General features: G+C 41.7%; 13 protein-coding genes. 7 read left to right on the top strand and 6 right to left on the bottom strand.

What is annotated here, in order from left to right; translation table 11 throughout:
* Window positions 1-5 precede the first annotated feature (5 nt).
* Window positions 6-650 carry a TVP38/TMEM64 family protein gene (locus QQK00_RS15500; protein ID WP_284218538.1) on the top strand — a complete coding sequence of 215 codons (645 nt, stop codon included), beginning with the start codon at window positions 6-8 and terminating at the stop codon, window positions 648-650.
* Window positions 651-688: 38 nt separating this feature from the next.
* Here QQK00_RS15500 and QQK00_RS15495 read toward each other — a convergent pair whose 3' ends face one another.
* The 6 genes from QQK00_RS15495 to QQK00_RS15470 form a co-directional block, all read right to left on the bottom strand.
* On the bottom strand, window positions 689-1345 hold the full coding sequence (locus QQK00_RS15495; RefSeq protein ID WP_284218536.1) for a leucine-rich repeat domain-containing protein: 657 nt from the start codon (window positions 1343-1345) through the stop codon (window positions 689-691).
* 14 nt (window positions 1346-1359) lie between these two features.
* Entirely contained in the window at window positions 1360-1509 is a 150-nt protein-coding gene (locus QQK00_RS15490; RefSeq protein ID WP_431307749.1) for a DUF3012 domain-containing protein, read from the bottom strand.
* A 102-nt stretch (window positions 1510-1611) separates the two neighbouring features.
* Window positions 1612-2055 (bottom strand): hypothetical protein, encoded by a 444-nt coding sequence (locus QQK00_RS15485; RefSeq protein ID WP_284218534.1) that lies wholly within the window; start codon window positions 2053-2055, stop codon window positions 1612-1614.
* A gap of 15 nt (window positions 2056-2070) precedes the next feature.
* Entirely contained in the window at window positions 2071-3009 is a 939-nt protein-coding gene (locus QQK00_RS15480) for a GlxA family transcriptional regulator (RefSeq protein WP_284218533.1), read from the bottom strand.
* Window positions 3010-3098: 89 nt separating this feature from the next.
* The gene (gene uxuA, locus QQK00_RS15475) at window positions 3099-4280 is read right to left on the bottom strand and encodes a mannonate dehydratase (protein WP_284218532.1); all 1182 of its coding nucleotides are present in this window, start codon (window positions 4278-4280) and stop codon (window positions 3099-3101) included.
* 9 nt (window positions 4281-4289) lie between these two features.
* Window positions 4290-5063: an FCD domain-containing protein gene (locus QQK00_RS15470; protein WP_284218531.1), complete on the bottom strand. Its 774-nt coding sequence runs from the start codon at window positions 5061-5063 to the stop codon at window positions 4290-4292.
* Window positions 5064-5312: 249 nt separating this feature from the next.
* On the opposite strand from QQK00_RS15470, the gene QQK00_RS15465 reads away from it, so the two are divergent.
* The 6 genes from QQK00_RS15465 to QQK00_RS15440 all read left to right on the top strand — a co-directional run bounded on the left by QQK00_RS15465 (window position 5313) and on the right by QQK00_RS15440 (window position 15269).
* The gene (locus QQK00_RS15465) at window positions 5313-6014 is read left to right on the top strand and encodes a 3-keto-disaccharide hydrolase (protein ID WP_284218529.1); all 702 of its coding nucleotides are present in this window, start codon (window positions 5313-5315) and stop codon (window positions 6012-6014) included.
* 11 nt (window positions 6015-6025) lie between these two features.
* A complete protein-coding gene (locus QQK00_RS15460) occupies window positions 6026-7732 on the top strand; it encodes a divalent metal cation transporter (RefSeq protein ID WP_284218527.1) in 1707 nt (568 codons plus the stop codon).
* A 14-nt stretch (window positions 7733-7746) separates the two neighbouring features.
* Complete coding sequence (locus tag QQK00_RS15455; RefSeq protein ID WP_284218526.1) at window positions 7747-8862, top strand: Gfo/Idh/MocA family protein; 1116 nt, start codon at window positions 7747-7749, stop codon at window positions 8860-8862.
* 8 nt (window positions 8863-8870) lie between these two features.
* Window positions 8871-9794, top strand: a complete 924-nt coding sequence (locus QQK00_RS15450) for a sugar phosphate isomerase/epimerase family protein (protein ID WP_284218524.1) — start codon at window positions 8871-8873, stop codon at window positions 9792-9794.
* Window positions 9791-11203 (top strand): glucuronate isomerase, encoded by a 1413-nt coding sequence (gene uxaC / locus QQK00_RS15445; protein ID WP_284218522.1) that lies wholly within the window; start codon window positions 9791-9793, stop codon window positions 11201-11203. The genes QQK00_RS15450 and uxaC overlap by 4 nt, the downstream gene beginning before the upstream one ends.
* A 541-nt stretch (window positions 11204-11744) precedes the next feature.
* On the top strand, window positions 11745-15269 hold the full coding sequence (locus QQK00_RS15440; protein ID WP_284218521.1) for a TonB-dependent receptor: 3525 nt from the start codon (window positions 11745-11747) through the stop codon (window positions 15267-15269).
* The last annotated feature ends 89 nt before the right edge of the window (window positions 15270-15358 follow it).

The following is a 15358-nucleotide window of genomic DNA, read 5'->3' as shown; positions in this document are numbered from 1 at the left end:
AAAAAATGCAGCCTCTAATTAAGTTAGCGCTAGTGCTTGCCAGCATATTTGCAACAACATTCATCATTTTTAAACTTGGTGGCATTTTATCAGTTGAGCAAATTGAACAGTGGCTAGTCGATGCCAAAAATCAAAACGTAAACGTCATTGCCTCTATCATTTTATTGCTGTTGATTTCTGACTTGTTTGTCGCTGTGCCTACGCTAACAGTCATTATATTAGGTGGTTACTTTCTTGGTCATACCTACGGTGCAATCGTTTCAATTGCTGGCCTTAGTATCGCTGGCGCGCTTGGCTATACACTTAGCTACGGCTTTGGTGACAAGTTAGAAAAATGGGTGATTAAAAACAGTGATGAACGGCAACGAATGCATTCAAATTTTAAGAAGTATGGTGTATTCATGCTTTTGTTTTCGAGAGCAATGCCAATTTTACCTGAAGTGTGTGCATGTTTATCTGGTATAACACGTATGCCATTTCTTAAATTCTTTGCGATATGGCAAATAAGCACGGTGCCATATGCCGTAATTGCAAGCTACGCAGGCTCAATAAGCTCGATAGACAGCCCAAAACCAGCAATTATTGCCGCCATTGGGCTTACTTCATTTTTTTGGTTAGCATGGGCTATTTTTCAACGAGTAAAAAAGTAAGTGGCTAGTCTTGCCTGCTATTCATTTTCGGTCATTGGTCACTTCCAATCATCAGCATTACCGTCATGACTGATCGTAATGCCCTTTTGTTTATCATAGAAATCATAGAGTTCGTCGGGCATTGGATTTTGTTTTACATCTAAGAACTTAAGCTTATTAAGCCCAGTGATTTGTAAATCTTCCAATTTGTTATCCCAAAGATAAGCTTCTTCTAACGATAGTAAAGGCGTAATGTCGAGTGCGTTCAAATTATTTTGCATAATACGCATTTTTTTTAATGAGGATACGCCAGTAAAATCTAGCGTTTGTAGCTCGTTTTTAAACAAATATAATGTTTCTAGCGAGGGCAAAGCACGAATTGAAAGCGATTTGAGTTTATTTTTCGCTAAATTCAAGTGTGTGAGTTTAGACAATGGCGTGAGATCAGCGTTAACAATGCTATTCCCGAATAAAGACAAGCTCGTTAGGCCTGTAAAAGCTTGAATACCGTCAATGTTTTTAATGCCTTTATTGTGACACTTTAACTTATTTAATTTAGTAGATTCTTCGACCTTGGCTTTTTTCATTGCTTTTGAGATGCACTCAGACAGCGCCTGATCAGCAACATCAACGTTTGCAGATGTTGCCAATGGCATTAATAAAAAACCAATTACGATAAAAAGCGTGCGAGTAATCGTGCAAATATCAATACGCATGATTTTACTGGTGTTTACTCTTCGTCTTTACTTTTAAATAAACAGTGCTTAGCATAATCTTTCGCTTCATTTGCCGACCAGTCACCTTTAGGCTTTTCATCTAAGTCATCGCACCAATCTTTGCTACCCACTTCAGGTGTGCAAGCGCTAATAGCACCTAACATTGCCAATAAACTCAATACAACAAATCTTCTCTTCATTTTTATGTCTCAGAAACTTAATACGATGTTTTTAAAGAATAAACGCAAACGCGTTTGTTCTCAACTCTACTGAACAGCTTCTGTCACATCTAATATTTTAATATGTGAAACGTGTTTTAATTTTGCATTTATTTGCGTGCGTTCTATGTCCGAAACAACCTTATACCCACGAGGAAACGCCCACCCATACCCCCAACGATAAGAGGTCGGTAGATAAGGAGAGCCTCCTACCCTAACGCCAGCAAACATTACTTTCGCAAGATCAAGTTTGCCAAGTGCAGTCACACAAGCAGCAAGTGCTTTGTCGGCCTGAAGACGTTGCTGAAAACTGCCACCTTGCCAATAAGCAATATCATGCAAAACACAACAGTTTTGCCATAACGTAGGTTGTTCAGGTGTGCCGTCTGGGAACATGCTGCAACCATCCGTTGTAAAATCAGCAAGGCCTTTATCGCTTGCAACTGCCCCCATAGATATTAGCGTTGCACCGATTAACGTTAGCATTTTCATAAGGACATCCTTCATTTAACGTGAATAATCAGATGGCGATAGGCCAAATTGACGTTCAAATGCTCGTCTAAAACTTTCATAGTTACTAAAACCCACTCGACGAGAAATCGCAGCAAGTGAATGATTCCCTTCATTTAACATATCTCTTGCCTGATGCATTCTAAGCTTTGCAATGTATGCGGCTGGCGTGGTGTTCATATGTTTGTTAAACATTCGTGTAATTTGTCGAGGGCTAACACTTACAAGCTCTGCCAAATCGTTCACACTGATTTTCTGCTGCAAATTATCAACTATCCAATCCAACAAGGGTGCTAATCTAATACTCTGAGCAGACTGGTGTTGTAATAAATCAGAAAATTGCTGCTGGTTACCTTTGCGCTGTAAATAAACGACTAACTCTTTAGCAACAGCGGATGCAATTGTGTTTCCGTGATCTTGCTTTATGATCTCCAAGGCTAAATCAACACCCGACAGTATACCAGCCGAAGACCATATATTTTTATCATTAATAAAAAGTGGCTCTGGATCAACCTCAGCACACTGATGTTGTGAGGCCAAGGTATGGCAATGGCGCCAATGTGTTGTCAACTTTCTTGGTTCATCACAAAATATTTGTGCAAGTATAAATGCGCCTGTACAAATGCTTATCACTTTTTCTGCATCAATACACAGTGTTCTAAAAGCCGCTAACTGCGAAGCACTCAGTGACAACGTGCGCATGCCCGAGCCACCGCAAATGATCATATAGTCAACATGCCCTAAGGTCGCTAACGCAAAATCTGCTATCACCCTATGGCCTGCGCTATTTTCAACAGTGCCTTCTGCAAAACTTACAATGTCACACTGATAAGCCTGATTAACAAGAGAGTTCGTTTCAAAGAAAGTATCCAATGGACCAAAAAGGTCGAGTGTCTGAAAACCATCAGCAATAAAAAAAGCAATACGTTTAGTCATAATATCTCCTTAAACAGACTTAAGTATTGCAGGTGTATATGCGTCTGTTAAGACAACATTACCTCATATAAGGACACTCAAAAAAGCCGTTAATTAAAAAATGCGCGTTTTAATCCCATTTCTAAACCTCTAATCTCTGCCAGTCCTTTTAAACGGCCTATTGCTGAGTAGCCAGGGTTAGTCGCCTTATTTAGATCATCTAGAATTTGATGACCATGGTCTGGTCGCATTGGAATAAGTTGTTCTTTACCCGCTTGCTTGCGTTTTTGCTCTTGCTCTAGCAAGGCATAAACAACATTATACATATCTACATCGCCGTCCAAATGTGCTGCTTCATAAAAGCTATTCGAATTTTCTTCACGTTGAGTAGCTCGCAAGTGAGCAAAATAAATACGATCACCAAACTGTTGAATCATGTCTACCAAATCATTGTCAGCGCGCACGCCATAAGACCCTGTGCACATAGTAATGCCGTTATATGCAGTATTGGCAATAGACACTAACCATTTAACATCTTCGATGGTGGACATAATGCGCGGCAATCCAAGAATTGGGCGAGGCGGATCGTCAGGATGAATTGCCATCTGCACATCATATTGTTGGCAAATAGGTAAAATTTCCTTGAGAAAATACGCTAAATGTCCTCTGAAGGTCTCTTTATCAATATGCTGATAAGCGTCTAATTGAGTTTGGAATTGGTCAAGCGTGTAACCTTCTTCTGCCCCAGGTAAGCCGGCAATGATATTGTTGATAAGCGTTTGTTTTTCCGTATCATTTAGACTATCTAGATATACGCTAGCGCGCCGCTTCTCTTCGTCCGAATATGTCTGCTCTGCACCGGGACGCTTTAATAAGAAGAGCTCAAACGCCGCTAATGCATCCGCATTAAAGCGTAAAGCACGTGACCCATCAGGCAATTCATAAGACAAATCGGTACGCGTCCAGTCCAACACTGGCATGAAATTGTAGCAAATAGTCTTAACGCCCTGATCTGCCAAGTTAATGATTGTTTGTTTATAGTTATCAATGTAGTGCTGAAATCCCGACGATTGGCGCTTAATATCTTCATGTACCGGCACACTTTCGACCACCGACCAAGTCAGCGACTTTTCTTCGATAATTTTTTTACGCGCTGCAATTTCTTTCACTGACCATACTTGTCCATTGGGAATATGATGCAATGCAGTTACTACGCCCGTCGCACCGGCTTGCCTGATGTCATCAAGGCTTACTAAATCATTTGGTCCGTACCAACGCCACGTTTGTTCCATGCTAATTTCCTAGTTTGCTTGCAAAGAATAAGAGTCAAATAAATAACCATCAAATGCCGGGTCATCTACATTAGACAGTGTCAACAACGTTTGCTTAACACTTTCTAAATGCTGCCACATTGCCAAACCAGCCTCTTTAGGTTGGCGTCGCTTTAAGGCAGTCAGTATTTTTTGATGCTCATCTAACCATTTTTCACGATAATCTATATCCGTTAGTCGTCGATGAAGTACTACCCACGCTTGGCTAGTTTGGCGCTGTACCCATAGCCGCTCAGCTACATCTACCAAAGAACTGTTCTGAGTCGCGTTGGCGAGCGCCATATGAAAAGCACGGTCACCTTGCTCATTGTCTTCGTGGTTTGCAATGGCTTCACGCTCTTGCACTAATGCTTCTTCCAAGCGAAGAATATCGGTTTTTGTTACCTGTGTTGCCGCAAATTCTGCAATATGGCTCTCGACGAGTTGCCGCGCTTGGAGCATTTCGAAAACCCCCATATCATCGCTAAGGTTATGACTTTCAGCGCTATAATTTTTAGCATCATTGCTTTCAAGGGTATGATCATCAGCAGGGATAGCAACCACATAAGTACCGGAGCCCTTCCTAACTTCAACCAAACCATCTAGTTCAAGCATTATCATTGCGTCTCTCACGGTCGCTCGGCTGACCGACATCCGTTGCGCAATATCTCGTTCAGGCGGTAATTTATCACCGACAGAAAAACTGCCATCCGATAATTGATCTTTAAGTTGTTCACCAATTTTTTGGTAAGGGCGTTTATTCAAAGTAGAGCACAACCTTAAATTTATCTCATTGATTTATATGCATTATTACACAAATGTACTTTTTGATAACTAACAGGATTACAAATATTACATTTTTTATATTGCTGTATCTTGCGGCGCACCCCATAACTTGTCAACCAATTTATTAATTGGTTGACCAATAAATAAAGCTATGCATAATATGGAGCTTAACAAAGTATTAACGTTTGCTACGCATGTACTTGCTTAGTGGCAAAAAAAGGAATCGCCATGTCATACCGCCCGACAACGCTACTTACATCAATTTTTGCGTGTGCATTTTTATTAAGTGCATGTGCAACGAGTTCTCAACGATTGGATCAAGATTTATCTGTGTGGCAAAACATATATGACTATGGTGAAATCACGCAAGAAGATGATGAATTGCTATTGATATCTACTGGCAATTGGTTTTTGTTAAGTAAACAGCAATACGAAAACTTTGTATTTGAAGCTGAAGTAAAAATGCCCGACACAAAAGAATATTCAAATTCTGGCATTATTTTTAGGGCCCAAGTCGGAAAGCATGAAACCAGAGGCGCATATGCCTATGGTTACCAAGCGGAAGTAGACCCCAGTGAACGTAAATGGAGCGGCGGCCTTTATGAGCAAGGCACGCGAAGACAATGGCTACACCCACTGCATGATACACGTTCATTCCCAGATGAAGACTTCAAAGTTAATCATTCCCCCATATGGGATGATACTAAAGCAAATGCATACAAACACTTAAGCTGGAACAAATACAAAATTAAAGCAGAAGGCAATGACATTAAAATTTGGGTAAATGACGTACTCACGACACATGTTACTGACACAAAATTGAGCAAGGGCTTTGTAGGGATCCAGCATCATGGTAGTCATGGTTTTGCAAAAAATGGCGATCGAAGCAACACTATCCGTTTTCGCAATATAAAAATTACGTCATTGTAAGGTCCGCGACAGTGAATGCTAATATTGACAATGTAGATACACAAAACACATCAAATGATGCTGAAAACGACACGCTCGCAGTCGACGAACAACGCTTGCTAACAGCCAAACAAACAGGGTTGTTTGCCACCTTAAAAACCTATTTAAGTATGTCAGGGCCAGGCTGGCTGCAAAGCGGCATTACCTTGGGTGGAGGCTCACTTGCCAGTGCGCTATTTTTAGGTGTTGTTGGCGGAACACACTTCTTATGGGTTCAAATTGTGGCAATGCTAATGGGTGTTGTTATGTTGTCAGCCATTGCTTACGTGACGCTTAGTTCAGGGCAATCCCCATACAAACTCATTCGTGATCAAATCAACCCAGTGCTAGCGTGGGGTTGGCTTTTTGCCTCTCTGCTAGCAAATCTAATATGGGTAATGCCTCAATATGCATTATCTTACTCTGCAATCACCGAAAATATCGGGCTGGGTTTTGAAAATGAACTGCTAAACAAAATCGTTATTTCATTGCTTATCTTCGCATTTTGTACTGCAGTAGTTATGACCTATGGACAGGGTGGAAAAGGCCAGCGATTGTTTGATTTTTTGATAAAAGCAATTGTTAGCGCCATTGTCATTACCTTTATGGCCGTGAGCATAAAAATTGTATTCGTAGATAAGAGCATCAGCTTGGGCGAAATATTTGCTGGATATGTACCGAATATTAACCACTTCAGTGAGCCGGTCGGTGCATTAGGTGAACAAATACAACATATTCCTGACGCGGTAAAAGCCTATTGGCATGCACAAGTCATTGATATACAACAAACCGTTCTGATTGCGGCCGCAGCATTTGCCGTTGGCGTAAACATGACCTTCATGATGCCTTATTCGATTATTGCCCGTGGCTGGAACAAAAATTTTAGAGGTTTGGCGGTATTTGACTTAGCGACCGGTATGTTAATCCCCTTTGTACTTGCAACATCATGTGTTGTCATCGCCGCCGCTGCGACTTTTCATGGTAATCCACAAAATGCCCTCATTGAAAACGAAGGTATTTACGAAGTTAACCCTAACGCATCCAAGAAAGTACAAACTGAGCTAACAAAAATAATTGATAAACGAGTCGCAGAGCTAAATGAGCCCTTAGATAATGAAGAAATGCTCATGGCGGCCTATTTGATAAAACGCGATACAGGATCATTTACAAAGGCACTTGAAGGCGTGGTAGGCCCCACCTTAGCTAACTGGATATTTGGTCTTGGTATACTCGCGATGGGGATTTCGACGATTACCATGTTGATGTTAATCAGTGGCTTTTGTGTCTGCGAATTTTTTGGATTTCCTCATGGGGGCAAACAACATAAAATGGGCACATTGCTCGGCGCAACGGGTTTATTGTGGTTTGTCGTATGGACAGGTGGATCTGCGCCCTATTTAGCTGCAATTACAGGCACCATAGGTTTTATATTTTTACCCACAGCCTACATTTCATTTTGTTTATTGTTTAACTCTAAACGCGCCATGGGCGACAATAGGGTAAAAGGTAAAAAGCGCGTGATATGGAATGTATTAATGATTGGCTCTACCGTGTTGATCAGTGCGGCGGCATTTGGGCCGTATGGCGCTTGGAATAAATCGATGGGCGGTCTGCCAATTGGGCAATATTTCGTCATTGGCTTTGTAGTTGCTGCGCTCCTTGGGCAACTGTATATGATAAAAAAACGCAGCAAAGATTAAAAAAGGAAATACATATGCCCTCAAAAGTTTATCACTTTGGCATTGTTGGTACGGGTATGATTGCCGAATTTCATGCCAAAGCAATACAAGCGATGGATAACGCAAAGTTAATCGCTGTGTTCAATCGTAATTTATCTAAAGCCGAAGCCTTCGCAGGCAGGTTTGAATGTAAAGCCTATGATGATCTTGAACAACTACTTGCGAACAATGACCTTGATGTTATTACAGTATGCACACCAAGTGGCGCGCACCTCGAACCAGGAATAGCCGCCGCAAATGCAGGTAAACATGTCATTATGGAAAAGCCGCTTGAGGTCAACTTAGAAAGAGCGGATGCGCTCATTCGAGCGTGCGAACAAAATAATGTACAATTAATTAGCGTGCTCCCTAGACGATTTAACGCATCAACCAATGCTTTAAAAAAAGCGGTCGAACAAGGTCGTTTTGGTCGTATAACGATGGCAGAAGCCTCCATAAAATGGTTTAGAACGCAAGAATACTACGATAGTGGCGCGTGGCGAGGCACTTGGTCACTAGATGGCGGGGGCGCATTAATGAACCAATCGATTCATACTGTGGATTTGCTGATACATGTCATGGGTAAGGTCAAAAAAGTCTCCGCGTTTGCAGCACTTGCTGGACACGATGGTATTGAAGTTGAAGATGCATTAGTGGCAATTTTAGAGTTCGAGAATGGCGCAAAAGGCATTATTCAAGCATCCACCACTTGTTATTCTAAAACAGGTCACCCGGCACAAGTGCAGATATGCGGAATGGAAGGTTCAGCATTTATGGTAGATGACAAATTTTCAGTATGGGATTTTAAAACACCAGCCGCAGAAGACGAAGAAATACGCGACAAATTAGGTCTACAAGCAAGCTCCGAAGCAGCAGGAGCATCAGATCCCAAAGCCATCGATTTTTCGTGGCATCAACGTAACTTTGAAGAAGCATTACATGCCATTGATGAAAATAGACCGTCCATCGTAGATGGTGAACAAGGTCGCATGGCCATTGAGCTTATTGGCGCTATATATTCTTCTGCGGCACAGCAAGGCACGCCAGTCAGCTTACCACTTCAACATTGGCCGGATAAACAGACACTTACAACGGTAATTACAGGTAAATAGGAAACAACATGTACTTAACTGGATTTGCCGATGAGGCCTCACAAGATTTAGATCTACAAATCCAAGCCACCAAGGCGCTTGGTTGGAACGCCATTGAAAGTCGAAACATTGATGGCAAAAATATCCACGATATCAGCGAAGATGCGTTTGACATTGCGTGTAAAAAATTAGAAGACGCCAATGTGTATGTGAGTTGCTTTGGATCTGCTATTGCCAATTGGGCAAAAAGCGTACATGACCCTTTTGACATTACACTGGCTGAGGTCGAACGCGCAATCCCACGCATGAAACGCCTTGGCACCAAGCTCGTCAGAATCATGAGCTATAAACGGGAAGAAGGGACTGAACAACACGCAGAAGAGCGATTTGCTCGCTTGCGTGATATCGTGAATATGTTTGTAGAACATGACTTAGTACCGGTGCACGAAAACTGCATGAACTATGGCGGTATGAGCTGGAGACACAGTCTGGAATTAATTAACAATGTGCCTGACCTAAAACTCATTTATGACACCGGTAACAGCCCATTTATGAAAGATTACGCCAATGGCGCGGATGTCTGGCAAAACGGTTGGGATTTTTACAATGAAATTAAATCACATGTTGCTTACATTCACATCAAAGACACCTTAAATCCCAAACCCGGTGAAAAAGAAGTGTACACAATGCCAGGTGAAGGACAGGGCTATGTAAAAGAAATATTACGTGATTTACAAGCCTCAAACTATTCAGGTGGTATTTCGATAGAGCCGCACCTTGCAGCTATATTTCACGACCCAAGTGCGCTAAATACACCGAATGACAAAAGTTACGACTTATACCTTGAGTATGGGCAAAAATTAATGACAATATTGCAGGACATGGCGTTTATACATAGCCCCTACTCCCCGTCATTAGAGGTAAATACCTTAGGAGCACAATCAAGCAAATGAAACCATTTTTAGCAGACAATTTTTTGCTGAACTCAAGCGTTGCTGAAACCTTATATTTTGACTTTGCTGCAAAACAACCAATTTACGACTATCACAGCCATTTGAGTCCAGCAGAAATTGCGCTCGATTTCAGGTTCAAGAATATTAGCCAAATATGGCTGCAAGGTGATCATTATAAATGGCGAGCCATGCGCACAGCTGGCATGAATGAAGAATCTATAACAGGCAATGCAAGTGATAAAGAAAAGTATTTAGCATGGACAAAGACGGTTCCTAAATGCATAGGCAATCCAATTTATCACTGGACGCATATGGAGTTAAAACGCCCATTCGGTATTAGTGGCAAGTTGTTATCGGCGGATACTGCCGAGGACATCTGGGCGCAAACCGAATCGATGCTAGCTCAACGTGAGTTTTCAGCACGCGGTATTTTAAAACAAATGAATGTTAAATACATCGGCACCACCGACGACCCACTCTCGTCTTTGGAATATCATAAACAAATGCAAGATGATGCAAGTTTTAATGTGTCGGTTACGCCAAGTTGGCGACCTGATAAAGTCTTTAAGATTGAGCTAGATGGCTTTTGTGAATACATGCAAACGCTAGGTAAATTGGCCAACATAGATATCATTAGTTTTGACAACCTACTCACTGCATTAGATAGACGCATTCAACATTTTGAAATACATGGTTGCAGAACAGCCGATCATGGTATTGAAAACATGCGCTTTGCACCGGTACCAGACGAATATACCTTGAACCAAATTTTGAAAAAACGCTTAGCTGGCAATACCTTAAATGACATTGAGATAAATCAGTTTTTTACTGGTGTGCATGTTTGGCTCGCTGAAAAATACTGTCAATTGGGTTGGGTGATGCAAATGCACATTGGTCCACAACGCAACAATAACTCACGCATATTTAGAAAATTTGGTCCTGATGCTGGATGCGACTCAATGAGTGATAAGCCATTTTCTCAACCGCTAGCGCGCCTACTTGATGCTATGGATGTCGCAGGAAAACTGCCAAAAACTATCTTATATACGATAAATCCTGCCGCCAACGAAATGTTAGCAACAATGGTGGGTAACTTTAACGACGGCAGTATTGCTGGGAAGGTACAATTTGGCTCAGCTTGGTGGTTTAATGATCAAAAAGACGGAATGGAAAGACAGTTAGAACAAGTTGCGCAGTTAGGCATATTAAGCCAATTTGTCGGCATGCTCACGGATTCCCGCAGTTTATTGTCGTTTACGCGGCACGAGTATTTTAGACGAATTTTATGTAATAAAATTGGCGATTGGGTTGTGAATGGTGAAGCGCCTCACGACATTAACATGCTAGGCGGTATAGTAAATGATATTTGCTACCAAAACGCAAAAACATTTTTCGCAAAACCTGAGTGAATACTATCACTCAGGTAAGTTAACCGAATTCGTTTCAATTCAGACCCACCGTCTATTAGACCTATTTAATATTAAGTAACACTAAAGTGTTATTAGTAAATCTTTTAATTCGCATGTGACTCCACACTAAAATAAAACGAAAGACCTAAGGCTAATGAGTTTAGCCAAAAGACATATAGAAAACATTTGATATTACGACTGTAAATATCAATTTGTTGATTTTACTCCCCACCAATAAACTGCATATTTAAAATTAGACTTTTACTTACAATACTATTTTACACGCAAGTTATATTTATGTTATACATATGTTAAGCATACATAATACATCCTATATCTGACATTAAATATATGTACTGACTCTTTACACATAATACTTATTGGTGGTGTTGGCAAATAGCACAAAGCAAATTCCCTTTTGTTGTTGAGTTGATGGTAATCATTCAGTGAAAAAGCCCCTCAAGGTGGGGGTAAGCTCATTGGCGTCCGCCTTTGCTTTTAAGGCGCTATACCACTTTTTAATTATAACGAGGAGTTGTTTGTGAAAAGTAAAAAACGTACACCCTTACTCAAAACAAGTACGCTGCTAATTTATGCCACACTTTTTCCGACGTCTATTTTGGCCAGCCACCATGTTTTTGCACAAGAAAAAACAAATGTTGAAGACGAGACCCTAGAACATATTGAGGTGAAAGGCACTTATAAAGCACTTTCTGACGCGGCTGAAATTAAGCGAAACGCCACGCAAATAGTGGATGCAATATCCGCAGCGGATATTGGTAAATTACCCGATACAAATATTGCTGAAGCGTTACAGCGTGTCACCGGTGTGACCATTGGCCGTGATGACGCCGGTGACGGTACATCATTTCAGATCCGAGGGTTTAGTGCTAACTCACTCACCATAAACGGTAAAGGCGTCGTCTCCGACGGATTCGACAATCGTGAAAACAATTTAAACGCCTTGTCGTCTTCATTAGTTAAATCCATTGTTGTTCGCAAAACACCAACCGCTGATCAAATTGAAGGTGGAAGTGGTGGGTCAGTTGAACTAACGACGTTTTCCCCATTCGATTTCGATGAACTTGAGATTCGTGCGGTTGTAGAGGCTAATGACAACTCACTCCAAAGTAGCCCCAGCGCAAAAGTTGGCGGCTTATTCTCTAACCAATGGAAATTTGAAAACGCAGGTAGATTGGGGGTTCTTTTATCCGCGGATTATGAAGATAGACACACATATTCTGAGGGCTTTAATGCACGATATGGTGGAGTCGACAAAAATAGGCAAAATGGCGGCGGCATATCCGATCCACCAGGTGTTGGCCGCTCAATTGCACTTTTAAACGCAACAGGCTCAATACCTGATCATCCCGCGTTTTACCATCGCTTTGCAGATATTCAACAAAGAGAACAAGCACTGACTAACGGCACCATTAGTGGCTCGATTCAATGGGAATTAAATGACGACCTAAATATGGAACTAAAAGCGTCCGTCAGTGACTATCAAAAAAATAATGCGGCATCCAGACTCAGAATAAACACGCAAAACCTTGGTGGTAATAGGACAGGCAGAGGCGAGTTTGGTGTCACTTTAGAACCCGGCGCTACCTGGAATACACTCACGCGTCCGACGGCACCTGAAGAGTATAGTGCCGCGACACTCATGGATAATTACATACAATCGGATGGTCGAGCATCCAGTTCGTTATTTACAACTGGTCAACTAGCGACTGGCAATGTCAATCGCTCCTTCCTTACCTCAGGTATTTTTCTAGCTGATTCGCAAAACAACAATCAACAATCTCCCGTAAGCTCTACCGGTCAACTATTTATACAAGATAAAAGCTTAATCAACGTCGGCGTAGACCTCAATTGGCATATTACCGATGAGCTTTTTGTTGCCGCTAAGTTCGGGACATCAAAATCGGAAACCGACAATACAAATCGCGAAATGCAGTTACACCTTGAAACAACTCACCCAGAAACAGGTAACAGACTGTACCCGAGTATCGGTTTTGACATTCGAAATGGAGGAGATTTACCTGAGTATGAGATTTTATGGCGAGAACCTTTACTTGACGACGAAGGAAGTCGACTAGGGGGCGCAACCATTGATGGCTTCTCACCAAACTACTTAGACCCAAATCTACGCAATGATTTGCATCGTTTAAATCGCTTGAACAAGAACCTGAATCGAACCAGAGGCTACATAGATGAGTTTCGTCTAGATTTCAGCTGGAACGTCGAGTTTGCGGGTATCTATAATATTGAGTTTGGAACACGTTACGATAAATTAGAAAACTTTAAAGACCGCTCTGACTTTAGAACACCATTTGTGCCAGGCTTTGAGGACAATGATGCAGATGGGTTTCCGGATGATGTAGACGGTGATGGATTACCTGATGGCCTAGATAGGCGAAGCAACCAACCCAATCGGACTCTAACGTCATTGATCAACGACCCCCTTGTAGATTCAGAGGGCGCTTTTTCTGATGTCACTGAAGCAAAAATTAATGACTTTTTGGTGCTTAGAGAAGGGATGTCTAATGTACCAGGGACCTTTCCACGTCAATTTTGGGGGACAACAAATAACGAAGGCACCTGGGATAATTTTATTAATTCTGTCTATGGTGGCCACAGTGTTGTACTGAACGACTTGCAGACAGAAAAGGTATTTGAAGATACTACCGCTTTTTACATCAAATTTAACTTTGAATACGAAGTAGCGGGCATGCCTTTAACCGGCAACTTTGGCATTCGTCACGGTAACACAGATGGTCGTTCTGAAGCCTTCATCGCACATTGTAATATGCCGTGGGACGTAGATATCGAAAAAACCAATATTGTCAGAACCGAAAATGAAGCGTTTCAAAATGGTCCACTTGCAGAATGGGAGGCGGCAGGCTCAGATCCTGATACAAGGCCATTATTTGAGCCGTCTTTTTGGGATCAACCGCTATCGACACACAGAGCAAGAAATCGGGCAGCAGATCTTCCGCAGCTTAAAAACTTTTGTACAACAAGAGATGAACCGGGCGGAGAACAGTTAGCCTTAATTTTTAAAGATGATCCATGGCAAATATCAGAGTCCGTTCCGGCTAGCGGTGAAATTAGAACAGGTACACCGGGCACTGATGGCGGCTCTCTTTGGAAAGACTATCTGGCCTCTGGTTATGAATATAGTTTTACCTTACCCAGTCTAAATTTATCTTTAGGCCTTACTGAGGATATGTTTGTGCGCTTCGCTTTATATAAAACGATGGCTCGACCAGGCGCAAATGATTTAAGCCTTGACCCAGCCAATAGAGGTGGCGTATTTACACAAGGTAACCCTAACCTGAAGCCATTTGAAACGGAGTCAATGGATCTCAGTTGGGAGTGGTACATGTCAGAAACAGACAGTGTTTCAATCACTTATTTTTATAAATCGTTGCTGAATCAAAAAATCGATTCAACAGACTTTAACGTTGCTCTCAATCGACTAGTCAGGCAACCAATTAATGGCGGCGACGGAAAAGTAGAAGGTTTAGAATTGGGCATTGTCCATACGCTCACCTATTTACCCAATAATTTACAAGGATTTGGTGTCGCGGCAAACCTCAGCTTAGTAGATAGCGAGCAAACTGCCGGGTATGACGAATACACGGGATTAAACCTGCCAGTCCCTGGTCGCTCTGAATCCACGTACAACTTGCAACTATTTTATGAAAACTACGGCTGGAGTGTTCGTTTGGCCTATAACTGGCGTGACTCAAACCTACGTGGCGATCAGGAACAAGATTATGTAGATTTCACGTTGGCTGCGATAGATCCCGATAACTCAAGTGTCGCAGGTCAAAATGTTTACCGAAATAGAATTAACGTAAACCCAAGAAATTGGAACGAAGATTTTGGACAGCTGGACTTTTCTGTTGGGTATAACTTTACGGATAACTTAGGCGTTATTTTTAAAGCTACCAATATAACAGAAGAAGCTAATCGAGCGTTCACCGCGATTCCAGAAGCGACTAGAAACTATAACCTAGCTGCATCATTTTATCGTTTGGGTGTTAACTGGCGCTTCTAACAAACGCTGAATAAGTAAAAATAGGCCCGCAGTAATATGCAGCTAACATGCTTAACTGCATATTACGGGCTTTTTACCGTGTATCGCTA

Origin of the sequence: Agaribacter marinus, from assembly GCF_030160655.1 — a bacterium.
Classification (GTDB): domain Bacteria; phylum Pseudomonadota; class Gammaproteobacteria; order Enterobacterales; family Alteromonadaceae; genus Glaciecola; species Glaciecola marina.
Note: the sequence above shows the minus strand (reverse complement) of the source record. Positions and strands in the feature narration are given on the sequence as shown.